21 protein-coding genes, 1 tRNA gene and 1 other RNA gene are annotated in these 25,644 nt (G+C 64.4%); 16 read left to right on the top strand and 7 right to left on the bottom strand.

The features are described from left to right. Nucleotides 1–13: 13 nt before the first annotated feature. The 3 genes from ACIPY2_RS10780 to ACIPY2_RS10770 all read right to left on the bottom strand — a co-directional run bounded on the left by ACIPY2_RS10780 (nt 14) and on the right by ACIPY2_RS10770 (nt 2,628). Nucleotides 14–496 (bottom strand): glutathione peroxidase, encoded by a 483-nt coding sequence (locus ACIPY2_RS10780; protein ID WP_400266376.1) that lies wholly within the window; start codon nt 494–496, stop codon nt 14–16. Between the two features lie 101 nt (nt 497–597). After that, nucleotides 598–2,091, bottom strand: coding sequence for a M23 family metallopeptidase (locus tag ACIPY2_RS10775; protein WP_400266375.1), 1,494 nt, complete (start codon nt 2,089–2,091; stop codon nt 598–600). 159 nt (nt 2,092–2,250) lie between these two features. Continuing rightward, entirely contained in the window at nt 2,251–2,628 is a 378-nt protein-coding gene (locus ACIPY2_RS10770; protein ID WP_400266374.1) for a MarR family winged helix-turn-helix transcriptional regulator, read from the bottom strand. Between the two features lie 96 nt (nt 2,629–2,724). Between ACIPY2_RS10770 and ACIPY2_RS10765 the strand changes: the two genes are divergently transcribed. Further along, on the top strand, nt 2,725–4,164 hold the full coding sequence (locus ACIPY2_RS10765; protein WP_400266373.1) for an MFS transporter: 1,440 nt from the start codon (nt 2,725–2,727) through the stop codon (nt 4,162–4,164). 10 nt (nt 4,165–4,174) lie between these two features. Beyond that, nucleotides 4,175–5,086: an oxygenase MpaB family protein gene (locus ACIPY2_RS10760; protein WP_400266372.1), complete on the top strand. Its 912-nt coding sequence runs from the start codon at nt 4,175–4,177 to the stop codon at nt 5,084–5,086. 69 nt (nt 5,087–5,155) lie between these two features. Here the strand turns inward: ACIPY2_RS10760 and ACIPY2_RS10755 are convergent, their stop codons facing one another. Next, complete coding sequence (locus tag ACIPY2_RS10755; RefSeq protein WP_400266371.1) at nt 5,156–8,629, bottom strand: bifunctional proline dehydrogenase/L-glutamate gamma-semialdehyde dehydrogenase; 3,474 nt, start codon at nt 8,627–8,629, stop codon at nt 5,156–5,158. Nucleotides 8,630–8,752: 123 nt separating this feature from the next. Between ACIPY2_RS10755 and ACIPY2_RS10750 the strand changes: the two genes are divergently transcribed. Next, nucleotides 8,753–9,679, top strand: coding sequence for a LysR substrate-binding domain-containing protein (locus ACIPY2_RS10750; protein ID WP_400266370.1), 927 nt, complete (start codon nt 8,753–8,755; stop codon nt 9,677–9,679). 52 nt (nt 9,680–9,731) lie between these two features. On the opposite strand, the gene ACIPY2_RS10745 is transcribed toward ACIPY2_RS10750, so the two are convergent. Both ACIPY2_RS10745 and ACIPY2_RS10740 read right to left on the bottom strand, forming a co-directional pair. Then, a tRNA-Ser gene (locus ACIPY2_RS10745) sits at nt 9,732–9,816 on the bottom strand. A gap of 503 nt (nt 9,817–10,319) precedes the next feature. Further along, nucleotides 10,320–10,892, bottom strand: coding sequence for a recombinase family protein (locus ACIPY2_RS10740; protein ID WP_400266369.1), 573 nt, complete (start codon nt 10,890–10,892; stop codon nt 10,320–10,322). 319 nt (nt 10,893–11,211) lie between these two features. On the opposite strand from ACIPY2_RS10740, the gene ACIPY2_RS10735 reads away from it, so the two are divergent. From ACIPY2_RS10735 to recR, 13 genes are all read left to right on the top strand, one after another. Then, nucleotides 11,212–11,352 (top strand): keywimysin-related RiPP, encoded by a 141-nt coding sequence (locus ACIPY2_RS10735; RefSeq protein WP_400266368.1) that lies wholly within the window; start codon nt 11,212–11,214, stop codon nt 11,350–11,352. Between the two features lie 646 nt (nt 11,353–11,998). After that, nucleotides 11,999–13,645, top strand: coding sequence for an asparagine synthase-related protein (locus ACIPY2_RS10730; RefSeq protein ID WP_400266367.1), 1,647 nt, complete (start codon nt 11,999–12,001; stop codon nt 13,643–13,645). Continuing rightward, on the top strand, nt 13,642–13,941 hold the full coding sequence (locus tag ACIPY2_RS10725; RefSeq protein ID WP_400266366.1) for a PqqD family protein: 300 nt from the start codon (nt 13,642–13,644) through the stop codon (nt 13,939–13,941). The genes ACIPY2_RS10730 and ACIPY2_RS10725 overlap by 4 nt, the downstream gene beginning before the upstream one ends. Beyond that, nucleotides 13,938–14,363: a lasso peptide biosynthesis B2 protein gene (locus tag ACIPY2_RS10720; RefSeq protein ID WP_400266365.1), complete on the top strand. Its 426-nt coding sequence runs from the start codon at nt 13,938–13,940 to the stop codon at nt 14,361–14,363. The genes ACIPY2_RS10725 and ACIPY2_RS10720 overlap by 4 nt, the downstream gene beginning before the upstream one ends. Before the next feature lie 3 nt (nt 14,364–14,366). Beyond that, the gene (locus ACIPY2_RS10715) at nt 14,367–16,178 is read left to right on the top strand and encodes an ABC transporter ATP-binding protein (RefSeq protein ID WP_400266364.1); all 1,812 of its coding nucleotides are present in this window, start codon (nt 14,367–14,369) and stop codon (nt 16,176–16,178) included. Further along, the gene (locus ACIPY2_RS10710) at nt 16,171–17,298 is read left to right on the top strand and encodes a sensor histidine kinase (RefSeq protein WP_400266363.1); all 1,128 of its coding nucleotides are present in this window, start codon (nt 16,171–16,173) and stop codon (nt 17,296–17,298) included. Before ACIPY2_RS10715 ends, ACIPY2_RS10710 begins: the two co-directional genes overlap by 8 nt. Next, nucleotides 17,291–17,983: a response regulator gene (locus ACIPY2_RS10705; RefSeq protein ID WP_400266362.1), complete on the top strand. Its 693-nt coding sequence runs from the start codon at nt 17,291–17,293 to the stop codon at nt 17,981–17,983. The genes ACIPY2_RS10710 and ACIPY2_RS10705 overlap by 8 nt, the downstream gene beginning before the upstream one ends. 66 nt (nt 17,984–18,049) lie before the next feature. After that, nucleotides 18,050–18,877: a hypothetical protein gene (locus ACIPY2_RS10700; protein WP_400266361.1), complete on the top strand. Its 828-nt coding sequence runs from the start codon at nt 18,050–18,052 to the stop codon at nt 18,875–18,877. Nucleotides 18,878–18,899: 22 nt separating this feature from the next. Then, the gene (locus tag ACIPY2_RS10695) at nt 18,900–19,616 is read left to right on the top strand and encodes an ABC transporter ATP-binding protein (RefSeq protein WP_400266360.1); all 717 of its coding nucleotides are present in this window, start codon (nt 18,900–18,902) and stop codon (nt 19,614–19,616) included. Then, complete coding sequence (locus tag ACIPY2_RS10690; protein WP_400266359.1) at nt 19,613–20,410, top strand: ABC transporter permease; 798 nt, start codon at nt 19,613–19,615, stop codon at nt 20,408–20,410. The genes ACIPY2_RS10695 and ACIPY2_RS10690 overlap by 4 nt, the downstream gene beginning before the upstream one ends. A 93-nt stretch (nt 20,411–20,503) precedes the next feature. Continuing rightward, an RNA gene (ffs, locus tag ACIPY2_RS10685) (signal recognition particle sRNA small type) lies at nt 20,504–20,600 on the top strand. A gap of 35 nt (nt 20,601–20,635) precedes the next feature. Further along, on the top strand, nt 20,636–23,830 hold the full coding sequence (locus tag ACIPY2_RS10680; protein WP_400266358.1) for a DNA polymerase III subunit gamma and tau: 3,195 nt from the start codon (nt 20,636–20,638) through the stop codon (nt 23,828–23,830). Nucleotides 23,831–23,873: 43 nt separating this feature from the next. Beyond that, nucleotides 23,874–24,473 (top strand): recombination mediator RecR, encoded by a 600-nt coding sequence (gene recR, locus ACIPY2_RS10675; protein WP_400266357.1) that lies wholly within the window; start codon nt 23,874–23,876, stop codon nt 24,471–24,473. A gap of 1 nt (nt 24,474) precedes the next feature. Here the strand turns inward: recR and ACIPY2_RS10670 are convergent, their stop codons facing one another. Then, the gene (locus ACIPY2_RS10670; protein ID WP_400266356.1) at nt 24,475–25,575 is read right to left on the bottom strand and encodes a hypothetical protein; all 1,101 of its coding nucleotides are present in this window, start codon (nt 25,573–25,575) and stop codon (nt 24,475–24,477) included. Nucleotides 25,576–25,644: the final 69 nt, after the last annotated feature.

Here is a 25,644-nt window from a genome sequence, read left to right as displayed (position 1 = left end):
TGGTTTTGATGGCTTACGCCAGCGCCTTTTCCACTGCTTCCATAAGGTCTTCGGAGTCGGGTTCCACCGCGGATGGGAACCGTGCCACCAACTCTCCGGAGCGGCTGATGACGAACTTTTCGAAGTTCCATTTCACCTTCACCGGCTCGCCCGCATGGTCACGGGTGAGTTCGGCGAAAAGTGGATGCTGCTCTTTCCCCAGCACATTGGCCTTGGCGGTCAGCGGGAAGGAGACACCGAAATTGCGTTCGCAGAATTCCGCAATTTCCTGGTCCGTTCCCGGTTCCTGCCCGGCGAACTGGTTGCACGGAACGCCCAGCACTTCCAAACCTTCGGCGCGGTACTTTCCGTAGAGCTCTTCAAGCCCGGCGTACTGCCGCGTGTAACCGCACTTCGAAGCGACATTGACCACCAGCACTGCTTTCCCTTCGTACCTGCCGAAGTCGGCTTCCGTGCCGTCATTGAAGGTGAGGGGAATGCTGTAAAGGGTGCTCATGGATCGCTTCCTGACGTCGTCGGCCGGCGGGATCGCCGCCATTCGAGCTTACGGGAGCTTCCGCGAGGCCATGAAACGCAGGGTAGCTGCGTTTCACTGCCCTACGGGGTGGGAAGGATGAGGCTGGACAGCGGCACTGTGGTGCCGTCGGGTTTCCGGACCAGGCCCGGAGCGATCAGGACGTATCCAGGCGGCAGGACCACCGTTGGCAGCGTAGCCGCGAGCGTCGGCGCCGGACTCGGGGCAACAGGCGCGGCCGGCTGGGTCGCCACCGGAGCCGGAGCCACTGCTACCGGGGCCGGTGCAACCACGGCCGGAGCGGGTGCAACCACGGCGGGAACCGGAGCCGCCGTGGCCGGAGGCACGACGACGGCAGGCGCCGGAGGAGCGATGGCCGGCTGGGTAGCGGGCGCTGTGGTGGCCGCTGGAGCGGGTGTGGTGGCAGGCGTCGTAGGCGTGGCCGTCGGACTCGGCGTGACGGTAGCGGACGGCGTAGGCGTACCAGTCGCCGTCGGGCTCGGCGTGACGGTAGCGGACGGCGTAGGCGTACCAGTCGCCGTCGGACTCGGCGTGGCAGTGGCCGTCGGCGTCCCCGGCGTGGTGGCGCCAGGCGAACTGCTGCTCGGCGAACCGGCCGTGCCGCTGGAAGTGCCCGGGTTGGCGGGGGTCAAGGAGACGGGCGGCGCTACGTCCTCTTCGTGTTCCCCGCCGATCACGGCGCGGTTAGTGCCGTCGGAGATGGGAACGGCCCACTGGGGCGTGCTCGAGCCGGTACCAACCCCAGGCTGGTAGCTGACCATGGTGATCGGCTGCAGGGGATCGATCTGCTTGATGGGCAGGAGCTGCCACTGGTTGGGGTTGGTGTGGAGGCCGTTGACGATTGTCTCGAAGTGGAGATGGCAGCCTGTTGACCAACCAGTAGTGCCGACTTCCGCGATGACCTGGCCCACCCTGATGGTTTGCCCCTGGGTTACCCCGATGGCCTGAAGGTGGTTGTAGGTGGTCACGAGTCCGTTGCCGTGCTCGATCTCCACCCGGTTGCCACCACCCCAGATGTGCCAGCCAACGGCTTTCACCACGCCTGCGTCGGCGGCGTAGACCCGGGTTCCGCAGGGGGCGGCGTAATCCTGGCCCCAGTGGAATTCACCCGGCAACCCGGTGATCGGGCTGTACCGGTAGCCGTAGGGCGAGCTCGGGTTGAGCACTTCGAGCGGCGCATACAAGAAGCCTGCGGGAGGTCGCGGCAGCCCGGCAGAGGCAACGGTCAGCGACCCGGAACCATCCGCGCCCACGGCGCGGACAACGGCACGGTCGAAGAAAACCATGGGCGGGCCGGGCTGTTGCTGCGGAGGTTCCGGCAGATTGTCGAGCACCAGCGTTTCGGCTTCGGGCGGAGTGAGGCTGCCCAGGGCGCTCGGTCCCACCACGCCTTGTGCCGAGGCACCGTTAAGCGAAGTGGACGACGCAGAAGTCAGCGGCTGGAACCCGAATGCGAAGAACGCCACCACCGCGAGGGTCGCGGCGTAGAAAACGCGGCGGAAACCCTCGGTGCGCACCAGGATTGCTACCCGGTCTGATTCATGATGCTTGCCCACAAAAACACTCCCCAAAAGCCAGCGGCACCAAACCCCAGCCTGGCGTGCATGCACCATTGTTGCCGGTCTCAGGGTGAAAATAAAGGCTTCCAGGTTGCCTGCAAGTGAAAGGTTGGCTCAGTTTTTCCTCAAGAATCTTGAGGTTTGGGCGTGCTCCGGTCAGGCCAGGTTTTCCTTGAGCAATGCACGGTGCTCCACAGCGGCGGAAGCATGCAGTTCCCGGCCGGCGTCGGTGAGTTCCAGGAAGAGGGACCTGCGATCGTCGGCACAGGTTTGGCGCGAGACCAAGCCGGCCTTTTCGAGCCGATCCACCACCTTGGACACGGCACTCTGCGTCATGGGGGTGCGCTCCCCCAGTTGCTTCATGCGGCAGGCCGCATCCGTGCTTTCGGCCACGAGGTCCAGGATCTCGAACTCGTTCAGGCCAATGTTGAACTTCGCTTCCAGTGCGCGGTCGAGGGCTCCTGCAGTGCGGAAGTAGGAGTCCTGGATGCTGCGCCAATGCTCAACAAGCTGGCGGTCGCGCGTCGTTGCCATGTTCAGATTCTAGTTCATCACGGCGTTCAAATCCACGTCATAAGATGATGCGTCATATTCCTTGTCATTGAATGACGCGTCATATAGATTGGTCGCATGACATCACCCACCACTCTTCAAAGACCTGCCGATGCCCTTGTTTCGGCCGTGCGCTGGACGCGGGCGCAGTGGCTTCTGCTGATGGTCGTTTGCACCGTCCTTGCACTCGACGGCCTGGACGTCTCCATGGTCGGCGTCGCCCTGCCCTCCATCGGCCATGAACTGAGCCTCGGTACCGATTCCCTCCAATGGATCGTTTCCGCCTACGTCCTCGGTTACGGAAGCCTGCTGCTCCTCGGTGGGCGGCTCGCAGACCTGTTGGGACGCCGTCGTATCTTCCTCATTGCCCTCACGGTCTTCGCCGCAGCGTCCCTCCTGGGTGGGCTGGTTGACGATCCCGCCATCCTGATCGCCACCCGGTTCGTGAAGGGCCTCGCCGCAGCCTTCACCGCGCCCACGGGCTTCTCCATCATCACCACCAACTTTGCCGAGGGCCGCGCCCGCAACAAGGCGCTCTCCATCTTCACCACCTTCGGCGCCAGCGGTTTCTCCCTTGGACTGGTGGTCGGCGGCCTCATGACGAGCCTCAGCTGGCGCTGGACGTTCCTGGTTTCGGTCCCGATCGCCGTGGTGGTCGTGTTGCTGGGCATCAGGTTCATCCCGAAAGACAAGCCGTCAGCCGAAAACAGCGGGCACGATATCTGGGGCGCCGTGACCCTTGCACTGGGCATGCTCGGCCTGGTCTATACCTTGGTTTCCGCACCCGAACAGGGCTGGGGATCTGTGGCAACAATCGCCGGATTCGCAGTCTCCGCCGCCGTATTGGCAGCCTTCGCGATCATCGAGAACAAGGTGAAGCACCCGCTCATCCGCTTCGGCATCCTCAAGGAAGGCTGGGTGGCTCGGGCCAACCTCAGCGCCGTCGGATTGTTCGGTTCGTACCTGAGCTTCCAGTTCATCGTCACCATGTTCCTGCAGTCGGTGCTTGGCTGGACCCCGCTGGGGATGGCCCTTGCCTTGTTGCCGGCCGGACTGCTGGTGGCCACCAGTGCGCCGTTTGCTGACAGGCTCATCGAGAAATTCGGAGCCACGCAACTCATCCTCACCGGACTCACAGCCCTCGGCCTGGGCTACGTCCTCTTCCTGCGGGTGGGAACCACACCCAACTACGCGCTGGACATCCTTCCCTCTGTTGTCCTCCTGGGCATCGGCTTCGCCCTGGCCTTCCCATCCATCAACGTGCAAGCCACGGCCGGCATCAGGGATTCGGAACAGGGCCTGGCAGCGGGCCTGATCCAGACCAGCACGCAGGTGGGGGCCGCCCTCGTCCTCGCGGTGACCACAGCCTTGGTCAGCGGACATGGCCACACGGAAGGGACAGTCAGCGCACAGGCCATGCTGGACCAGTACCGACCGGGACTCATCCTGAGTGCCGCCGTCGCCATCGCCGCCCTGCTGGTGGCAGCGGCACCTGCCAAGCGAAGGAACCGCGTGTAATTTGTAAGTCATGAGGAACTATCTCCTCGACTACCGCCATGAACTCCAGCGGACGTTCACGGGAACGTCCGGAACACCACCGGAGTGGGTGCCGCGCCTTGCGGAAGGAAACGACGCCGGATATTACCTTCCTGGGTCGGCGGTCTGGGCCGTTCATGGTTCAATGTCCACGATTGTCGCCGGAATCCGGGTGCTCCTGATGCAGGCCCTGCATCCAGGAGCACTCGCCGGCGTCTACGAGCACTCCGGATTCAAGGACGATCCCCTCGGCCGGCTCGCCACCACCATCCGCTGGATCTTCACCGTTACCTATGGGTCCACTGAGGCAGCGGAGGCGGCGAGTGGCCGGGTCCGGAAGATCCACGAGCACGTCCGCGGCTCGTATGTGGACGGGAACGGGGTCCGGCGCGACTATTCCGCCAACGACCCCGAACTGCTGCGATGGGTGCACGTAACCTACGCCGATTCGTTCCTTGCGGCCCATCGCATTTTTGGCGGGCCCATCCCGGGCGGTCCCGACGCCTACGTCCACGAGTGGGCCACAGCCGGGCGCCTCATGGGCGTGAAGTATCCGCCACTCACTGAGGCGTCCGTTCACCGGGAAATCGAGGAGTGGCATGCCTCCGGGGTGCTCCGTTCGGACGAACGCCTCGCAGAAACCGTTGCTTTCATCCGCCATCCCCCGCTCAGCCCCCTGCTGCGGCCCGGCTACCGAATACTGTTCGCTGCCGCCGTTGCAAGCCTTGAACCCAAGTACCGCGGGCTGCTCGGTCTGGAACGCGCCCGGCTGGGCCCGGTACCGCTCCCGGCAACCACCGCGGCGAAGATCGTCCTGGGCTTCGTCCACTTGGCCCTCGGCCGGCGCGGCCCCAGCGAACTGGCGGCCCGCAGCCGGCTCGAGCGGCTGGGGTGGCCGGACTAGCCGGCCGGGAATAACAAAAGCCGGGCAGGTCGGAGTGCATCCGTCCTGCCCGGCTTTTGTGGGTGTCGATCAGATCAGGTGGTCCGAGAGGTGGTTCGGGGTGCCGAAGCGGTGGGCGGTGATGGACACTGCCTGCTCGCGGAGGAACGGGAGCATCTCAATGCGGCCGGCCTGGGTCACGGCGCCGTGGTACACGGCCACATCCGGTCGCCCACCCATGGCTCCGCTCAGCGCGGTGAAGTCGCCACCGATCAGGCGGATGCGGCCGCCGTCGAACGATGCCGCACGGGCCAGCCACGCGGCGTCGTCCTCAACCCGCACGCTGACGCCCAGGTTCGCGAACACGGTCACCACGGCGTCGGGAAGTACGACGGCGGAGCTCACCTTCAGGGCCGAGCCCGCCACTGCGCCCGCAGCCACAACCCGCAACAGCTCTGCGAGCCGCTCACCTTCGGAGAGCCGGATGGTCACGGGGAGGGAGCGGTAGCGGAAGACGTTGCGCTCAGCGGTCAGTGCCGAGACGTCCTTGCGGGTGCCGAACTCGGTTGCCCAGGCCTCGGCATCGCTGAAGAGCGACTGCTGAAGGGTCTGGAGTTCCTCGGCGGTGACGTCGGCCGACTTGGCCGCAGCAAGGATCTGCGAAGCTGCCCCTTCAAGGACGTTGCCGCGCTTGGCCTTGGCTTCAGCGGGGACCCAGCTGCCCAGGCCGATGAGGTAGTTCGGTCCACCGGCCTTGGTTCCTGCACCTACGGCCGACTTCTTCCACCCACCGAACGGCTGGCGCTGCACGATCGCGCCGGTGATGCCGCGGTTGACGTACAGGTTTCCGGCCTGGATCTTGTCCAGCCAGACACCCATTTCAGCGGAATCCAGCGAGTGCAGGCCGGCGGTCAGGCCGTACTCGATCTCGTTCTGGATGGCGATGGCTTCCTCAAGGGTCTCTGCGGTCATGACACCGAGGACCGGTCCGAAGAACTCGGTGAGGTGGAAGTATGAGCCGCGCTTGACGCCCGAACGGATGCCCGGGGACCACAGGCGGCCCGTCTCGTCGAGGCGCTCAGGCTTGATGGCCCAGGTTTCGCCGTCACCCAGGGTGGTGAGGGCGTTGAGGAGTTTGCCGTTGGCGGGCTCGATGATCGGGCCCATCTGGGTCGTGGCGTTCTCCGGGTAGCCCACCGTCAGGGAGCGGGCAGCATCAATGAGCTGGTTGTGGAAGCGGGCAGACTTGGCCACCGAACCAACCAGGATCACCAGGGACGCAGCGGAGCACTTCTGGCCGGCGTGGCCGAACGCGGAATACACCACATCCTTGGCTGCGAGATCAAGGTCGGCGCTCGGGGTCACGATGATCGCGTTCTTGCCTGAGGTTTCCGCGAGCAGCGGCAGGTCCTGGCGGAAGGAACGGAACAGCTCGGCGGTTTCGTAGCCACCGGTCAGGATCACGCGGTCAACGCTCGGGTGCGAGACCAGCTGGGTGCCAAGGTCACGCTCTTCGAGCTGCACGAGTGCCAGTACGTCCTTGGGGACACCGGCTTCCCAGAGGGCATCCACCATGACGGAACCGGAGCGGCGGGCCTGCTTTGCGGGCTTGATGACGACGGCGGAACCTGAGGCTAGTGCCGCGAGGGTCGAGCCGGCGGGGATCGCCACCGGGAAGTTCCATGGCGGAGTCACAACGGTGAGGTTGGCTGGCACGAAAGTGGCGCCGTCGACCGTTTCCAGGTCCTTGGCACGCTCGGCGTAGTAGTGCGCGAAGTCGATTGCTTCGCTGACTTCGGGGTCCCCCTGGTCGATCGTCTTGCCGGTTTCGGAGGCCATGACCTCCAGGAGTTCGGCGCGGCGGGCTTCGAGGACTTCACCGGCGCGGTGCAGGATGGCTGCACGCTCCGCGGCGGGGCGTGCGCCCCACGCCTTGCCGGCTTCGACCGCCGTGGTGATGATCTGCTCAAGTTCGGCGGCGTCGGAGACCTTGGTGGACTCGACGATCTTGTTGCCTGCCGTGGAACCGGGGATCCGCCCCAGGATGTCACGGCCCCAAGCACGGTTTGCCGGCAGGGCGGGGTCGGTGTCCGGGGTGTTGCGGAAGCCCTCGGTTGGCGCGGGCTCGGCCGGGAGGCGGCGGTCCTGCCGGCGGTTAGGTCCGGGGACCGTCTCGCTGAGGTTCGCCAGGGAGTTCAGGAAGCGGTTCTTTTCCCGTTCAAACAGCTCTTCGTTCTCACTGAGTTCGAAGACCGCGGACATGAAGTTTTCCTGGCTGGCACCCTCTTCGAGGCGGCGGATCAGGTACGCGATGGCGACGTCGAACTCGCCCGGGTGAACCACCGGGGTGTAAAGGAGCAGGCTGCCAACGTCCTTGCGGACAGCCGTGGCCTGGCCGGTCGCCATGCCCAGGAGCATCTCGAATTCGATCGCTTTCTGTCCCTGGCCGGCAATCCCGCGCTGCTTGGCCAGCAGCCACGCGAAGGCGACATCGAAGAGGTTGTGGCCGGCAACGCCGATGCGGACAGCGTCAACGCGCTCCGGGGTGAGGGCGTAATTGATGACGTTCTTGTAGCTGGTATCGGAGTCCTGCTTGGTGCCCCACGTTGCCAGCGGCCAATCGTGCAGCGAGGCCTCAACCTGCTCCATGGGAAGGTTGGCGCCCTTGACCACGCGGACCTTGATGGGCGCGCCGCCCTGCGCACGGCGTGCTGCCGCCCACTCCTGCAGTTCCTGCATCGCACCGAGGGCATCCGGGAGGTAGGCCTGGAGGACGATGCCGGCCTCGAGGTTCTTGAACTCGGGCATGTCCAGGATCCGCTTGAACACAGCGATGGTCATGCTCAGGTCCTTGTATTCCTCCATGTCCAGGTTGATGAACTTGGGCTTGGTGAAGGAGGCGGCGAGGCGGTACAGCGGGGTGAGCTTTTCCACCACGTGGTCCACGGCTTCGTCGAAAGCCCACGGAGAGTGGGGTGCCACGGTGGAGGATTCCTTGATGGAGACGTAGTCCACGTCCTCGCGGGCAAGGAGCTTCAGGGTGCCGTCGAGCCGGCGCTGTGCTTCATGCTCACCCAGGACAGCTTCGCCCAGGAGGTTCACGTTCAGGTGGACGCCGTCCTGCTTGATCTTCGCGATGGCCGGGCCAAGCTTGGCGTCCGTGGCATCCACGATCAGGTGCCCCACCATTTCACGGAGCACCCGGCGGGCGATCGGAATGACCACCTGCGGCATGATCGGCGCCATGACCCCGCCCACGCGGACGGCGCTGCGCATGTACCAGGGGAGGAACGCAGGTACCTTGGGGGCCAGCTCGGCGAGTTTCCGGGCAGCGACCGAGAGGTCCTCGGGGCGGATGACGCCGTCGACGAATCCTACGGTGAAGTCCAGTCCGTTCGGGTCCTTCAGAACCCCGGCGAGGCGCTGCGCGGAAACATCGACGGGGATTTTGGCGGCTTCGGTCAGCCAGTGGCGAACCAGTGCGATGGCTTCTTGGGCCAGTGCGTCGAACTGCCCGGATTCCTGGGTACGCGATGAGCTCGCATCCGGGAGGGTGCTGGTCATGGGGGCTCCTTCTGTGGCGGAGAAGTTTGTTTGTTTCCATCAGTATGGATCTACAATCCCATTAGGAAAAGCGACCTTTTCTGACGAATAATCATTACCCAACCCGAAGGTTTGGAGGCCACCGTGCTGGACGTCCGCAGGCTCCGTTTGCTGCACGAATTGAAGATCCGCGGAACCCTCGCGGAAGTGGCCGACGCCATGCAATACAGCCCTTCATCCGTGTCCCAGCAGCTGACCCTGCTGGAGAAGGAGGCGGGCGTCGAACTGCTCCGGAAGGCCGGCCGGCGGGTGCAACTGACGCCTCAGGCCGAGATCCTCGTGGCGCACACAGCCGCCCTCCTGGAAACATTGGAGCGCGCTGAAACGGAACTCGCGGCATCCCTCTCCACGGTCACCGGAACTGTGCGGCTGGCAGTCTTCCAATCCGCCGCCCTCGCCCTGCTCCCCGACTTCCTTACCATCATGCGGCAGGAGTACCCCGAGGTCCGGGTGGAGATGACGCAACGGGAGCCTGAGACCGCACTCTACGAAACCTGGGCACGGGACTTCGACATCGTGGTGGCGGAGCAGTATCCCGGGCACGCCGCGCCGCACCACCCCGGCCTCGACCGGGCTACGCTGACCACCGACGCCATCCGCTTGGCCACTCCCCCGGTAGGCCTGGGTGGTGAGCACGTTACCTCGATCGAAGACACTGCATCCCTGCCCTGGGTCATGGAGCCGCGGGGCGCCGCCTCCCGGCATTGGGCTGAGCAGGCCTGCCGATCCGCCGGCTTCGAGCCCGATGTCCGCTACGAAACCGCCGACCTCCAAGCGCAGATCCGGCTGATCGAATCCGGAAACGCCGTGGCGCTCATGCCGGACCTCGTGTGGACCGGGCGGAGCCGGACCGTCCAGCTGCTGGATCTTCCAGGCCTGCCCAAGCGAACCGTATTCACCTCCACCAGGACGGCCGGCAGGATCCACCCGGCCACGGCAGCGTGCCGCGAGGTATTGGAAAGAGTGGCGGAAGCGCAGCAGCAGGATGCGGAGCAACAGGCTGACGCTTAGACCGCTTTCCCGGAACGCAAAAGGCCCCGGTCCAGTGGACCAGGGCCAAACGCGGAGAATGGGGGATTTGAACCCCCGAGGGCGTTAACCCAACACGCGTTCCAGGCGTGCGCCATAGGCCGCTAGGCGAATTCTCCTTGCTTCCGATTCGAAAGCAGATACTACTGTACCTGAGAATTTCGGCATCGCCCAATCGGGCCTTCCAGGCTGTCCACGAACGGCGGCTTAACGAAAAAATGGACGCCCCCAACGCGCCCATTCTTGCGGTATCACCGTTGAGCTGCCGGGTCCGGCCCCTCTTGCCCAGGCCCCGCAGCTCACAATCGGAGATTGCCCCAATCGGTGTACATACTTATGGTCCGCTGCCACCGGCGGATATGCAATGGGCGGGCGGCTTTTCGGGGTCATTTACTGACAGGATGTGCCCATGAGGCGGCTTCTGCGACACAGCGCGCAACAGTTGGGACAATTTGCGATTTATTAGCCTGGTGCCGGAGACGTGCTCGACGGCGCAGGGCTGGTGTGGCGTCCAGGCCCACCCTGGGGGCCGGATGCACTTTGACGAACAGCCGGCGGGGAGGGTCTGGGCCCCCACATCTGGGTTCCGCCTGCTTGGCCCCCGAAGAGGCAGGACTGCGGCTTAGTTTCGTCCGCCGCTCAACGCGCGTGCAACTGTCGAGATGCTGACGCCCAGTGTGCTCGCAATTTCACTGAGCGTCGCTTTCTTGTTTCGAAGATCCCTGGCCGCCTCGAGCTTGAGCTTGGTCATCGCCGGCGGGCGACCCCCAAGGCGGCCGCGGGCCCGTGCCGCAGTCAGTCCCGCCCTGGTTCTTTCAGATAATCTATTGCGCTCGTATCTACCGATGCACTCGAAGATGTCGAGGATCATCTGGCTGCAGGAACCGCCGGTGTCGAGCCAAGGTTCGGCCAGCACACGGAACCTGATGCCCTTCCGGGCCAGCAAGGCCACAATGTCGGCGAGATCCGCCGCACTTCGCCCAAGCCGCGAGAGATCACTGACCAGGAGGGTGTCCCCGTGGTTGAGTTCATCAAGGCACACACGCCACTGCTCACGGATTTCCGTAGCTCCCGAAGCTTGGTCGTGGTAGATCCTTACCGCCCCGGCGGCCTCAAGCGATGCGATCTGGCACGAAAGAGACGGACCCACCGCACCTTCCCTGGCGTAACCAACCGAAATATTTCCATCAAACAATTTACCGAAAACCTCCCTTTCCCGAGTTTTTCGAGTTTTGATTCAGCAAACGGCTATTGACATTCACTACCTTCCATTCAGAACAACAAAACCGGCGGGAGTCCCATTCTGCGGGTAATGGCTTTGGAGTCTTGATTCCAAGGCCGCAGCGGTAGCCGGACATGGCTGCCGCATGGCCATTATGACACACCAGGAACAAAGCCAGGAGTGGGAGCAAAAAGCCTCCACTACGGAGATTTGCCATGGTTTCGATTACCTGTGAATACTCAATCCGCAGCAGGCAACACAGCCTGCTGAAATTCATTCCTTGAAAGGAGGCATGAAGATGGAAAACAGCTATTCCGCTCCTCGCATTGCCAAGGCAGGTTCCTTCCGCGAGGTCACCAACGGCCTGTGGTGCGGCTGCTACCGCGATCTCTTTGGTGGTCGTTCGTTGTTCAAGTTCCACTGGTTCTGCTAGACCCAAGAAACCACCACATCGGGAGCCCCGTCGATATTCGACGGGGCTCCCTTCTTGCGTACAGGCTGATTCCGCCATCCGCGGGCAATCGCGCCCGTCCCGCGGGGGGCATGCGGCGGGGGCGCGCCGCCGGTGAGGCGCCCGCCCCGCGGGAGGCGTGCCGCCGGCGCTCCGCCTCCGCGCCCTGGCGGACATGCTTCCGGCGTAACCAAGCGACTTAGTTCCACCAGACATTCCCCACCCCGGACAGAACCCGCCTTTTGATTCAGGCAACGGGTTTTGACACGGCACCGCAATCAGTACCACAACGTCCCTCCACCGGCAGGGAAGACGGAATGGAAACCGACTTTTGGCAAATCAATATCGGCGTTCAAAATAAGGAGGCCATGCTGCAGGCAGCTCCAGTATTACATATACCCCATAAAGTAAAAGATTCAAGTGAAGTGTAAACCAATCTTTTGTTGTTCTTTGACACTCATTCCGTAATGCTGAATTCACAACCAGTGAGTGCTGGTTGACGATTCTTTGGAAGGAGGGAAGAGAATGATGAGCAACAGCTATTCAGCTCCCCGCATTGCGCGCATGGGCTCATTTCGCCAAGTCACCATTGAGCCTTCCTACGACTCCAACAGGTGCCACAGTTCCAATGCATGAATACTTCTTCACTCCCACATCCGCTCCAGCGGCGCCACGGGCCGCGTCCCTTCAGACCGCCTTGCCCGGCGACGCCCGGATCGCTTTCCTCGATGCAGGCTCCGCCGCACCGAACACTAGGACGTCGACCCTGGAAAACGGCGAACCGCTTCGAACGCCGTCCGTCCACGGCTCCCTTTCCACGGCACGGACGCTGTACTGGACCTGGGTCAACGGGCAGCCTGTCGCATCAACGTCCCAAGGGGCCCTGCGGCGCCTGGCCAACAGCAAACTTGACGAGGACAGGGTCAGGCTCGCCCTCTGCATGCACCTACCGGGCTTCCTCCGCCAGCTCCCCTACTGGGAGGGCATTCGAACAGTGAAACCGGGTTATGGCCTGACCTTCAGCGAGGGCCGCCCGATACTGCTGGATCCCCCGCCGGCCGCTGGTGAGCCCATCTCAAACCTGCCGGAGGCCGCCATTGCCATGTCCGCCGCGCTGAGAGATTCAGTCCAGCGCCGGATTTTGGCCGGTGGGCCTGTAAGTGCCGATGTGTCCGGAGGCATGGATTCCACCAGCTTGGCATTCCTCCTTGATTCCGTGCAGGAAGGCGGCACTTTCTACCACGCCTCCACGGACGACCAGCACAACCGTGACTCCGAGTACGCGAGACGGGCAGGCTCGGAACTCAAGGGCCGTTTCATCGAACTCGGCTCCCTCACGTCCACGTCCTCTGCCTTTGGCGAACCGGACCAGGACATCCAGGCCTTGGACGAGGGACCCCTCGCCTGGGCCGGGAATTCCCGTCACCTGGGCGCTCTCCTTCGTGACGCTGCAGGCCGCGGCGTCCGGACCCATCTGGCTGGCATTGGCGGCGACGAACTGTTCGATCCTCTCCCCGCCATGGCACTTGGGCTCCTTTCGACGCCGTCGTGGAAGTCCGGAGTGCGCATCCTGCGTCGCCTCGGCAAGATGCAGAGGTGGCCTGTTCTGGAACTGGGCCGGGCGGTCGCAGCCAACGTGGACTTCGAAACCGAGCTCCTCCGCAGGGCCCACAACCAGGGAGGTCCGGTAACGGGACCCGGCGAGGCATTTGCCTGGGCTCCCGGCTTCGGCATTTCAAGGTTTGCCACGCCGCAGGCCGCTGAAGTGGTGGCGCATAAAGTGCGCGAAGGGCTCGACCATGGAGTCCAGTCCCACCATCCCGACCGTTTCAAGCACCAGATGATGGAATCCCTGATGTTCCAGGGAGAGATAGCCCGCCAGGTAAACCACGCCTATGGGCATCTGGGCGTTTCCTGGGAGGCGCCCTTCCTGGACGATGAGTTGGTCCGCTTGGTTCTCGGCCTTCCGGCGGAAATCCTTCTCGGGGCAAGGGAGAGCAAGCCGCTCCTGGCCCGGGCCACCGAAGGAGTCGTTCCCCGGTGGGTCTTCACGCGCGAGGACAAAGGCGAATACAGCGCGGACCTCTTCGCTGAATACAAGACGAAGCGCCAGGAACTGCGACGGCTCTTCGAGGACAGCTACCTCGTGGACATGGGCCACGTGGATCCCGTGGCCATCCGCGACGCACTCAGCATGCCCGTCACGGGCACGGAAGAACTTTTTGAACTCGAACATCTCGCCAGCATTGAGAGATGGGTAAGGAGAGCAATATGAGCAAGGCCAAGGGACGTATCGAGGATACGGACGTCTTTGAGCTCGCGCCGAAGCTCGCGTTCAACATTGACGACGACGGGTTGACGGTTTTCGATGCGCGCGGCGGAATGTACTGGCGCGGCAACGGGACGGCAGGGGATGTCCTGAAAGGCGTAGGAGAAAGGCTTCCCGTAGGCAGCATCATCACCGGCATCCACACGGCCTACGACGTTGACGCCTCCCTTGTGCGCGGTGACGTCCATGTCCTTCTGGCAGATCTGCAAAACAACGGGATTGTCCGGAAGGTACGTCCATGAGCCTTCCGCTTGCTCCCCAGCGCGCCGTAAAGCCGCAGGGCATGGTGCTGCTCAGGACCCGCGTGGTCACGTCAATTGCCTGGACCATGACGTTGATGCCACCGTCCCTCCTCCAGTCGTTCCTCCAATTTGTGGCTCACAAAACCCGTCCATCGACGTCATCGGAAGCCCGGCGGATCAGGGCTGCAGTCTGCGCCGTGAGCGAGCGGTGCGCGGGAGAAGGCTGCCTTCAGCGTTCCATAGCCTCCTTCATCCTGTGCCGGTTGGAGGGGCACTCCCCTTCGTGGAAAACCGGGTACCGGCTGGAGCCGTTTGCCGCCCATGCTTGGATCGAAGTGGATGGGGTTCCGATTGATGAACCACCCAGCGTCGGCAGCTTCGTCCCTGTGTTGTCCGTCCAACAGCCTGAATCGGTGGCTTAAGCGATGGCAGCCACGGCCCCTCAGCCTGCGTCCCGCCGCGCAGGCCTTGCCGAGCTTTTCCGGCACGTAGCCGTTCAACGCGGCCTCGTTGCCGTCATCGTCCTCTTGAGCCTGCTGGGTTCCGCTTTCTCGTTGGTGCAACCACTCCTGGTGGGTGAAGTGATCGACCGGGTCGGCGCTTCGAAGCCGCTGGACATCCTCCCCTTCGCACTGGGCGGCCTCATCCTCGCGGGCGGAGTCCTCGGCGGAGTCCGGCAATACCTGATCCAGCGGGCAGCCGAGACCGCTATCCGGACTTCACGGCACAACCTCATTGACCACATCCTCCATTTGCCGGTACCCACGCTGGACCAACGCCGGGTGGGCGACCTCGTGGCCAGGGTCACCACCGACACCGCCGTCATCCGCAACATGCTCAGCGAAGGCTTCGTGGAATCGTTTGCCGGTGTTTTCACCGTCATCGGGGCGCTCATCGCCATGCTCTTGCTTGACCCGCTGTTGCTTCTGATCGCAGCGGGAGCTGCAGTAGCCGCCGTCGTGGCTGTCGCCTGGGTGACCTCTTATATCGAGCGAGCCAGCCTGGGCATGCAGAATGCCTTGGGGCAACTGGCTGCGTCGATGGATCGGGCAATCAGGGCCACACGGACCGTACGGGCCGCCAACGCCACCGGACGGGAAGCACGCCGAGTCAAGGATGATGCGGGTGCTGTGTGGAGCGTGGGGCTTCGCGTCGCTGCGACAACCGCGTTGGTTTCGCCGATTTCGTCGGTCTCCATGCAGGTCACCTTCCTCGCTGTTGTAGGAGTCGGCGGGCTGCGGGTTGCGTCCGGGGAGATGACTGTGGCGGACTTGGTGTCCTTCATCCTCTTCCTGTTTGTCCTGATCATGCCGCTCGGCCAGCTGTTCGGAACCATGGGTGTCCTGGGTGAGGCGTTGGGAGGCGTTGCACGAATCAACGAAATCCTTGGACTGCCCGTCGAAAGGGACGCACCAGCGGCCGGACGGGCCTCCGCGGAGATCACGGATTCCAGCCTGGTCTTCGAGGATGTGTGCTTCGATTACGGGCAACCTCCGGGACAGGAGGAAGAGCCCATCCTCGGCAATGTTTCGTTCCGCATCGACCCGGGGCAGAGCCTCGCGATCGTGGGACCCTCCGGGGCCGGCAAGAGCACCATCCTGAGCCTCATTGCACGCTTCCACGATGCCAGCCAGGGCCGCGTAGTCTTCGGCGACGCCGATGTGGAAGGTGTTCCCCGGTCCGCAGTCAGGGCCAGGATCGCGTACGTAGAACAGGACGCACCGGCCGTCGCGGGCACTCTGCGTGACAACCTGAGCCTGGGCCGTCCCGACGTTTCCGACGGGGAGATGGTGGCCATCCTTGAGAGGCTGGACCTCGCTTCCCTTTTGCAAAGGTCCGCGAAAGGGCTCGACGCCGAGGTGGGCGAAGGTGCGGTCCTCTTGTCCGGCGGCGAGCGCCAGCGCATTGCGGTGGCCCGGGCGTTGCTGGCCAAACCCTCAATGCTTCTCCTCGACGAATCGACTTCCAACCTGGATGGCGTCAGCGAAGAGAAAGTCAGGGAACTCATTGCCGACCTTGCGTCGGGGTGCACCCTGGTGGTGGTTGCACACCGTCTGGCCACGGTGCAGAGCTCGGACTTGATCCTGGTCCTGGAGAAGGGCCGGGTCGTGGCAAGCGGCACCCACAATGAGTTGCTCAGGAAGTCACCCCTCTATAGGGAACTGGCGCATAACCAGTTTTTGGCCATCGGGGCGGACCGTGGAGAAACAGCTCAAGAACAGAACACCAGTGGATGACGGCCCTGATCGAGCAGGACGATGCCTCTACCGGCACCCCGTCCTGCTGAACACGCTGGGGGGCACGGTGATTGTTGCAGGCCTGTGGTTCACAGTAGTTCCCGCGGACCCGGCAAGCAGGCCGTGGCAGCTCGCCCTCGGCGTCCTGCTGGTTGCAGGCCTCTGTCTTCGTACCAACCGTCCGTGGGCAGCAACTATCTGTACAGGACTGTTGACGCTTTGTGGTTGGTGGTTCGGCCTGACCGGAGATCCGTTCATCGTCACCGCACTCTGCCTCTATGGCGCGGCCGAGCGGTACGGGGAACGGCTGCTTCCCAGGGCATTCCTTCTTCTTGGTGCCGTGCTGATGGGTTCGCTGCTCGTCGTTTCGGCGGAAGGCGCTGAGTCTGCCTTACGGGCTGCGGTCCTCATAACTGTGGTCCTGGGAACCGCCTGGATCTTTGGGGTCCGGACCCGGCGGCTGCGTGCCGAAACCGCGCACGCTGCCAGGACTGGTGAGCGACTGCGCCTCGCGAGGGACGTGCACGACGTCTTGTCCCATTCCCTGGGGAGCATCGGCGTACGCGCAGGCGTGGTGGCGTACCTGAAATCGTCGACGCCGGATCAACTCAGGTCCACGTTGCGGGGAATCGAGGCGGATGCCAGGAGCGCCCTGACGCAGTTGCAGGCGGTGATGCGGCAGGAACGCGGCAGCGACCTCCCGGGCGGGAAACTTACTGATCTGGTCCAGGGTTTGTCCCACTCTGCCGAGCAGACGGGGATAGCGGTCACCATCTCCGCCGCCGATGATGCCAACCACGTCCCGGCAGCCCAAAGAACCACCGCGTACCGCATCGTCCAGGAGTCGCTGACGAACGTCATTCGGCATTCCACAGCGAAGAACTGCCACATCGGACTGGGCATGGAGGATGGAAGCCTGCTGGTCACCGTCGAAGATGACGGTCCTGCACTGCACGGCGAACAACTGCCCAGCGAAGCGGGGCCGGGGTATGGGCTGCAGGGCATGCGGGAACGAGTGGATGCAGTGGGCGGAACTTTCCGCGCAGGAGGTGTGGATGGAGGCTATCTCGTGACGGCCCGGCTGCCACTCGCCGTCGTGGAGGAAAGCGCCCATGAATAGGGTCAGGGTAGCAATCGCCGACGACGATCCCCATCTGCGCGCTTCGCTCCGCCTTCTGGTTGACGACGCCGGGGACATGACTGCGTGTGCCGTGGCGGCTGACGGCGCGGAAGCGGTGGAGGTGATCGTCGAGCTAAAGCCGGACGTTGCACTCCTGGACATCCGCATGCCCCGGATGGACGGCCTGGAGGCCGCGAAGATGCTCGCTGCGCTGGGCTCTCCCACCAAGTTGGTGATGCTCACAACCTTCGATTTGGACCAATACGTCTTCGAGGCCCTCCGCCACGGTGCTTCGGGATTCCTGCTGAAAAACGCTCCGCTGGAAAGTATTCTCGGTGCAATCCGTACCGTTTATGAGGGGCACGCGCTCCTCGCCCCGGAGGTCACCCGCCGCCTGGTGGACCGCTTCAGCGCGGCTCCGCCTGCCGGTGCTGCGCCAACCGCGGGCACAGACCCTACAACTTATCGAGCGATCCAAGGACTTTCAGATCGTGAGCGCGAGACGTTGACGCTAATTGCCCGTGGCCTTTCAAACGACCGGATTGCCGCGGAAATGTTTGTCACCCGGACCACGGCACGCACGTACGTCAGCCGCCTGCTGGCCAAGCTTGAGGCCAGGGACAGGGCCCAACTGGTGGTCATGGCCTACGAGGGCGGCCTGTTGCGTGCCCCGTATCTCCCATGAGCGCGCCCGGCAATTGTCAACACCAGCAGACTGACGGGCGAGGGCCGGGCCTGTTGACTGGATTCCATGCCTTCTTCCCAGCCGCGCCCGGTTGCCGTCGCCGACATCAGCCTCGGCTGGACGTCCACGTTCCTCCGTGCCTCCCGGGCTGAGACCATCAAGCTGCTGAGTCTTCGCTTTTTCCTGGTCACTGCCACGGGTACCGTCCTTGCCTGCGTCCTGCTTTCCTGGGGCTTGACCGCGCTGATCGCGGAAGCCCACCGGGAAGGAAAACCAGAGAATGCCGGAGGGCTGGAAAGCGGCAGTGCGTTCCTTCTTGTCCTTCATTACGGACAAATAGGACTGATCCTCTTGGCGGCGTGGACCATGCACCAGGAAGCCGACGCCGGATCGCTCCGCAGCACGCTGGTGAGCGTTCCCCGGCGTAGCTGCGTTCTGGCGGCCAAAGCAGCGGTGGTTGCCACAGGATCGCTCTGCGTTGCACTGCCAAGCGTGTTTGGCTCCGCCGCAATCCGCTGCGTCCCCATTGATTGCACTGCCTCCGGCAGCGGGCTGGCTCCCGACGCTGTGACCTGGGCGATCCTGTGGGGCGTTGTGGTCTACTGGCTGCTTATTTCCATCTTCACTTTTGCCCTCGCGGTGATTCTCCGGAGCGGACTGACGGCAATGGCCACCGTGTTAGCCCTGGCCCTCATCGTGTCCACCTATTTGCTGCACATAACGCCACTGGCCAAGGCCCTTCCGGACCAGGCCGGAGCGCAGCTCTACCAGCTGCCACCAGTGCCCCCTGGCGACCTCGGCCCAATAGCAGGCGGCTTGATCCTCCTCGCTTGGTCGCTGGCGGCGTTGCTCTTGGCCCTCATCGTATTCCGCAGCCAGCCCGTGCGCGGCTAAGCCTTTTGGAGGAGAAGTACCAGTGATTGAAATCAGGAACCTCAGCAAGCACTACGGCAATAAGGACGGGATCGACGACGTTTCCCTCACCGCGGAGCCGGGTAAGGTGACCGCCTTTCTTGGCCCGAACGGCGCCGGTAAGTCCACCACTTTCCGACTGCTGCTGGGCTTGGACCGGCAGGACAGCGGGTCGGCGCTTGTCGAGGGGATGGAATTACGGAAACTGGCCGCACCGCTTTGGACAGTGGGTGCCCAGTTCGACGGATCCGGCGCCCACAAGGGTAGAACGGCGAAGGCCCACCTCCGCTGGGTGGCGCAGTCCAACGGCATTCCGCATTCCCGCGTTCAGGAGGTGCTGGACCTTGTGGGGCTGAGAGACGCTGCCGGCAAGCGCGTTGGGAAGTACTCCCTCGGAATGGGGCAGCGATTGGGGATTGCCGCAGCGCTGCTCGGCGACCCGAGGATCGTGATCCTTGACGAGCCCACGAACGGACTGGACCCGGACGGCATCCGGTGGATCCGGACCTTGCTGCGTAGCCTTGCGTCCGCCGGTAAGACCGTCCTGGTTTCCAGCCACCTGATCCACGAGGTTGAACACGTGGCCGATCACATCGTCCTGATCTCGCAGGGACGTATTGTCCGCTCGGGCACGGTCCCGGAACTGGTCGCCGGCTACCCGGACCTTGAGACAGCGTATTTCGAACTCACCGGCGGTACCCCTGCAGGGAGTTCGCTGTGAGCGGCGCCGTCGATGCCGGGATGCGCCCTCGCTTGCTCCTGTCCGAGTTCACGAAACTCCTCACTCTCCGCCCGGTGTGGATTACCGCGGTGGCGACCTTCGCCGTCGTCGTCCTTATCGGGTGGTCACAGGCGGGTCCGGTAGGGGACGCCATCCGAAGCAACGATCCCGAGCTGGCCCCAGGCGCCGCACCCGCCACGGTAGGTTTCGATTGGGTGGCCCTGGGCCTGGTGGGGGTTATTGTCATAGGTGTGGTCTCGGCCGGCAGCGAGTACGTCACGGGCCAATTGCGGACGGCTCTCCTGGTGGTCCCCAACCGTGCACGCCTTTATCTGGCGAAGTGTGCGGCCCTGCTGGTCTTCGTGACCGTACTCGGCGTTGTCACCATTCCGCTGTTGAGCCTGCTTTCCCAATCGAGCCTGAAGGAGCTCTCGGTCATCCAGGGAGCCGTACCCGCAGACTTGGTCTTCCGCTGGATCGGAGCCATAGGTTTCTGGGACGCCGTGGCCCTGATCGGATTTGCCTTGGCTGTGTTGTTGCGGCAGTCATTGATACCGCTGTTCCTCCTGATTGTCGTATCGCAGCTTTCGCTGATGCTGCTCTTGCTCAGCCCTGCCTTCGTGTACCTGCCCACCATCGCCGGCATCCTCCTCTTCGATCCGGGGTTGGTCACGGCCTCGTACCCGCAGGCGACCCTCATCCTTCCGGTTGCTGCTTCCCTAACAGCCGCGTGGACCCTGGTTTTGCTCGGTTTCGCGGGCTGGCGGTTCATCAGCCGGGACGTCCGGAACTAGTGCGGACGGCGCCGGCAACGACCCGCCGTCGGACGTTTTCCCCACCCCTCCCCAGCCGATTCGAACCCCGAAGTAAGTTCGGGTAAGCTTGTCGACGGCCCCTCATGTGGCGTCATCCTGTTGAACTCCCCCAGGACCGGAAGGTAGCAAGGGTAGATGGGCTCTGGCGGGTGCATGAGGGGTCTCTTATTTAAAAATGTCAGTCCCTATAGGTAGGTTTCCCCTGTGACTGTTACTACTGCCCTGTACCGAAGGTATCGCCCGGACTCGTTCGCGGACGTTATCGGGCAGGAACACGTCACAGAGCCGCTGATGACGGCGCTGCGCAAGAACCGCGTGAACCACGCCTACCTTTTCTCGGGCCCGCGCGGTTGCGGCAAGACCACGTCCGCACGAATCCTGGCCCGCTGCCTCAACTGCGCCGAGGGCCCTACGGACACTCCTTGCGGCAAGTGCCCCAGCTGTGTCGAACTGGCGCGTGGCGGATCTGGTTCGCTGGACGTCATCGAGATCGACGCCGCCAGCCACGGTGGCGTGGACGACGCCCGGGACCTCCGCGAGCGCGCAACATTCGCACCCGTTCGCGACCGTTTCAAGATCTTCATCATCGACGAGGCCCACATGGTCACCTCGGCCGGCTTCAACGCGCTGCTGAAGATCGTGGAAGAGCCGCCGGAACACATCAAGTTCATTTTTGCCACCACCGAGCCGGACAAGGTGATCGGAACCATCCGTTCCCGCACCCACCACTATCCGTTTCGGTTGGTGCCGCCCGAGCCGCTCATGAAGTACCTCGAGCTGCTGTGCCACCAAGAGAATGTGCCGGTGGCTCCCGGGGTTTTGTCGCTCGTTATCCGCGCAGGCGGGGGCTCCGTACGCGACTCCCTGTCCGTCCTTGACCAGCTCATGGCCGGCGCGGGACCCAACGGATTGGACTACGAGCTTGCCGTGGCACTGCTCGGTTACACCCACGCTTCGTTGCTCGACGACGTTGTGGACGCCGTCGCTGCGGCGGACGCAGCAACTGTGTTCCGCGCGGTGGACCGCGTCATCCAAACCGGCCACGATCCCCGACGCTTCGTTGAAGATCTCCTGGAACGGTTCCGCGATCTCATCATCGTCCAGGCCATGCCCGAAAGCGCCCAGGCGATCCTCCGCGGCATGCCCGAGGACCAGATCGCGCGAATGCGCAACCAGGCCACCAACCTTGGTGCTGCCGAGCTCTCCCGTGCCGCAGACGTCACCAACACCGCCCTCACCGAAATGACCGGTGCCACTTCTCCGCGACTCCACCTGGAGCTCCTCTGCGCCCGCATCCTGCTGCCGAGCTCGGAGCAGACGGAGCGGGGAATTGCCGCACGCATAGACCGCGTGGAACGTCGCCTGAATTACGCGGGCGACGCCGGAGTCCCGGCCGGCGCTCCAGCGGTAGCCTCCGCGGGGACTGCTTCGCCGGTTCCGGCAACCAGCGCGCCCGCACCCAGCGCGCCCGCACCCGCTGCGGCGGCAACCGCCCAGCAACCTGCACCCGCAACAGTGCCGCAGCACGCTGCGGAGGCTGCGCCGGCGCTCACGGCAGCAGCCCAGGAATCCCCCGCGACCGGCCAGGGAACACCCACCGGAGATTCGTCCCGCCCACCGCTCACGGCTCCTCGCGTTTCCACCAACGACTGGCCAGTGGAAGACCGTTCGGGCTCCGGCCAGCAGGTCGCGGCCCGCACGGCCCCCGCTGCAAACCAAGCCCCGGCTGCCCAGCAGGCCCCCGCCGCAAACCAAGCCCCGGCTGCCCAGCAGGCCCCCGCCGCAAACCAAGCCCCGGCTGCCCAGCAGGCCCCCGCCGCAAACCAAGCCCCGACCGCCCAGCAGGCCCCCGCCGCAAACCAAGCCCCGACCGCCCAGCAGGCCCCCGCCCCGCAGCAAGCCCCGGCCGCGGCCCCCGCGCCTACGGCCCCTGTGGAGACTCCGGTCCCCGCCGCGCGGTCCAACGCCCCCACTGCCGGAGACGTTGAAGCCCTTCGTCGTGCGTGGCCGGAAGTTCTGCAAACGCTGACCAAGATCAAGCGCAGCACCTGGGCCCTGGTGGAACCCAACGCTCAAGTGGCGCAGTTCGACGGTCAGGTCCTGACGCTGGCCTTCACAACCAGCGGACTCGCGGGCGCATTTGGCCGCGGCGACCATTCGGAAAACCTTCGCCAGGCAATCCACAAGACCATCGGCATCGATTGCCAGATCGTCGCAGTGGCCGGCGGCAACAGCTCAGCGAGCTCTGAGCCAAACCCAAAAGCACCTACTAGCCGGGAAACCCCGGCCCCCGCACCCACTGCGCAGGTCCCTGCCGCAACACAGACGCCCGGCCCCGCTGCCCCTACTCATCCTGTCTCCTCCGTGGACACGGCGTGGGGGCTTGCGCCGGCCTCCTCATCCCCGGCAGACGCTGGCGCCCAGCCGCGCCCTGTACCCGAGCCGACCCCCACAGCACAGTCAACCCAGGAACTATCACAGCCAGCGTCCGCTGCTCCGTCGCAGCAGGCAGCTCAACCCGAAGAGTCCGTCCCTGCCTCCGCGGGCGATTACTCGTACCCGGACGATGACTGGGGCCCACCGCTGGACGAGGACGCCCCGCCACTGGATGAGGAGCCGCCCTCCGACTGGGAGCCCTCACCCCGCTACGCATTGCCCTCTCCAGGGTCTGGCCAAACTGCACCTGCGCCCGCGGCATCAACAGAATCACGGCCCGGCCCCGCGTCAGCCAATCCCGCTGCGGAGAAGCCATCTACATCGAGCCCCGACCCCTCCCAGGATCCGTGGTCCAGGGCGGTCGAGCATGCGCCCGGCACGTGGGTGGTTGGCACCGAGTCCAACGTTGGCGCCAAAGACAATGCGACCATCGAGCAACCGGCCCCGGCCAGCGCCCCCGAATACGAGCCCGCAACGGCTCAGGCACCCCACGTCCAGGCACCCCAGTCCCAAGCCCCCCAAGCCACGGAGTACGGCCAACCGACCGGGTCCGCACCAAACGGCGCGTCCGGCTGGGACGTCGCTCCGGCGTCGGCTTGGCCCGGAACCACCGTTCCGTCCGCTGCCAACGCTCCCGCGGCCTGGCCCGTCTCGTCAGTGGAACCGCAGGAAGCCCGGGGGTCCGTTGCGACACTTGAGGAGGGCGCGCCGTCGGGCGGTGCCCGGGCCAAGCAGAGCCTCTACCAGCGGCTGACCAACAGCCCGGAAGCCCAGATGGGGCGCGTGCAGGCACCTGTCCGCACCCCGGTCCGGAATGAAGCGGTCCCCGAAGACATCCCCAGCCCCGAGGACGAGACCATCGAGGAATCAAGAGTGTTTGGGCGCGCTGCGGTGGAGCGTATTCTGGGCGGAAAGCTGATCGAAGAGCGGGCCTTGGACGGCTCGCCGCTCCACATGCGCTGATCGGGCATCCCGGCCCACAAGCTAACAAACGAACGAGGAAATAGTGTACGAAGGTGCAGTTCAGGAGCTGATTGACGAGCTCGGCCGGCTTCCCGGCGTGGGCCCCAAATCGGCGCAGCGCCTCGCGTTCCATATCCTCGAGGCGGACCCCGAGGATATGAAGCGCCTGGTTACGGCCATCACCACGGTGAAGGAGCGCGTGAAGTTCTGCTCAGTCTGTTTCAACGTGACGGAACAGGAAACGTGCAACATCTGCCGCGATCCCCGGCGCGATCCGTCAGTGATCTGCGTGGTCGAGGAATCCAAGGACGTCCTTGCCGTTGAGCGGACAAGGACGTTCCGCGGCCGCTACCATGTGCTCGGCGGCGCCATTAACCCGATCGCCGGAGTCGGCCCCGAACAGTTGCGGATCCGCGAACTCCTGACCCGCCTCAACGATGGCGCAATCCAGGAAATCATCATCGCAACAGACCCGAACCTTGAGGGCGAAGCGACAGCGACATATCTGGCACGGATGCTGAAAACCATCGGGATCGCGGTTACCCGCCTGGCCTCAGGCCTTCCGGTGGGCGGCGACCTTGAGTACGCGGATGAAGTGACGCTTGGGCGCGCATTCGAGGGAAGGCGCAACGCCCTGGCGTGATTCAACCCCGCCGGGCAGAGAGTTTCTGTCCGGGGATCAGCACCAGGGCCGCCACAGCGCCCTGAAGCACCATGCCGGTCAAAGCGATGGGGAGCGTTGGTGGAAGGCTGTCGCTGGATTCACCGCCGAGGCAAGGCACGTCCCGTTGGGGTCCGTCAGCAGCCCATTGCAAGCCGGAGAGGACCCAGGCGATCTCGTTGTCCTGGGGAACGGATTCCGCTGCCACGCCGCCATAGATCATTGCGGGGTTGCTCGCCGCTATCCACGCCACGCGGTCCGTGTTGGCCACCTCCACGGTGTGCAGTTGTCCCACACATTCGTACGCGGTGATACGCCCGGTGTTGTCCCGCTCCACGTTCACGGGAACGGAGGCCTGCCCTGTTGTCATGGTGGAAGGCAGCAGGAGAACGGTAGCTACCACGTTCCCCATACCCAGGAAGGCCAGCAGCACGGCTGCCAGGACGGTCCCGGGGATGGCGTGGGCAAAGCACTCGCGGCAACCGGCGCCGATCAGCCCGAACACGGCAACTTCGACCGTGACAACCACGACGGCGGCACCTGCCACTGCGATCGGCCCGCCTGTCGCAACTGCCACCGCAATGAGGATCACTCCGGAGAGCAGGGCAAAAGCTGCACCGCGCAGCAGGCCGGACAACAGTTTGCGCACGACGCCCGGTACGGGACGCCGGAGGCCGTGGAGAGTTCCGATGACTGCGGCGGCGATGGACAGCCAGGCACCCATGAGCAGCGCCACGGCACTGGGAATACTGGTCTCGAACCAGCCATTGGCCTCACCGGCGGCAACCATGCCGGCGGCCAAGGCCCATGACGCGACAATCGCCACTGCGGCCGCCAGCCAGAACCACCAGGACCGGAAGGATCCCAGGGCATCGGACCACGCGGCGAGAGCTGCTGCCCTGACAACCTCTACGAAACCGGGCCGAGGGTCGCCCGCCTTTTCCGGAGCCGCCTCGGCCTGACGCGGGACCTGGTCGTCGATGACACCTCCGCCAATGGCCTCGTAGTCCGGGTCCGGGCGGGAAGCTGAGGGCACTCCGGTCCAGGGACGGGATCCGGAGGGATCGTCAGGAAGCTTGGCCATATCGGCACGCTAGCGTCATAAATTGGATGGTACGCCGGTCAATATGGAGCTGGAACGGTCCATTTGGCC

Source organism: Paenarthrobacter sp. NPDC089675, assembly GCF_044749185.1.
Taxonomy (GTDB): domain Bacteria; phylum Actinomycetota; class Actinomycetes; order Actinomycetales; family Micrococcaceae; genus Arthrobacter.
The sequence above is the reverse complement of the archived record's forward strand: the minus strand, read 5'-3'. Positions and strand labels throughout refer to the sequence as shown.

Excerpts from the sequence above, each read along its gene's own strand:
- ACIPY2_RS10725 (WP_400266366.1), top strand. The coding sequence starts at position 13,642 with ATGAGCAAGGCCAAGGGACGTATCGAGGATACGGACGTCTTTGAGCTC.
- ACIPY2_RS10705 (WP_400266362.1), top strand. The coding sequence starts at position 17,291 with ATGAATAGGGTCAGGGTAGCAATCGCCGACGACGATCCCCATCTGCGC.
- ACIPY2_RS10735 (WP_400266368.1), top strand. The coding sequence starts at position 11,212 with ATGAAGATGGAAAACAGCTATTCCGCTCCTCGCATTGCCAAGGCAGGT.
- ACIPY2_RS10765 (WP_400266373.1), top strand. The coding sequence starts at position 2,725 with ATGACATCACCCACCACTCTTCAAAGACCTGCCGATGCCCTTGTTTCG.
- ACIPY2_RS10700 (WP_400266361.1), top strand. The coding sequence starts at position 18,050 with ATGCCTTCTTCCCAGCCGCGCCCGGTTGCCGTCGCCGACATCAGCCTC.
- ACIPY2_RS10730 (WP_400266367.1), top strand. The coding sequence starts at position 11,999 with ATGCATGAATACTTCTTCACTCCCACATCCGCTCCAGCGGCGCCACGG.
- ACIPY2_RS10755 (WP_400266371.1), bottom strand. The coding sequence starts at position 8,629 with ATGACCAGCACCCTCCCGGATGCGAGCTCATCGCGTACCCAGGAATCC.
- ACIPY2_RS10715 (WP_400266364.1), top strand. The coding sequence starts at position 14,367 with ATGGCAGCCACGGCCCCTCAGCCTGCGTCCCGCCGCGCAGGCCTTGCC.
- ACIPY2_RS10770 (WP_400266374.1), bottom strand. The coding sequence starts at position 2,628 with ATGGCAACGACGCGCGACCGCCAGCTTGTTGAGCATTGGCGCAGCATC.
- ACIPY2_RS10760 (WP_400266372.1), top strand. The coding sequence starts at position 4,175 with ATGAGGAACTATCTCCTCGACTACCGCCATGAACTCCAGCGGACGTTC.
- ACIPY2_RS10720 (WP_400266365.1), top strand. The coding sequence starts at position 13,938 with ATGAGCCTTCCGCTTGCTCCCCAGCGCGCCGTAAAGCCGCAGGGCATG.
- ACIPY2_RS10780 (WP_400266376.1), bottom strand. The coding sequence starts at position 496 with ATGAGCACCCTTTACAGCATTCCCCTCACCTTCAATGACGGCACGGAA.
- ACIPY2_RS10670 (WP_400266356.1), bottom strand. The coding sequence starts at position 25,575 with ATGGCCAAGCTTCCTGACGATCCCTCCGGATCCCGTCCCTGGACCGGA.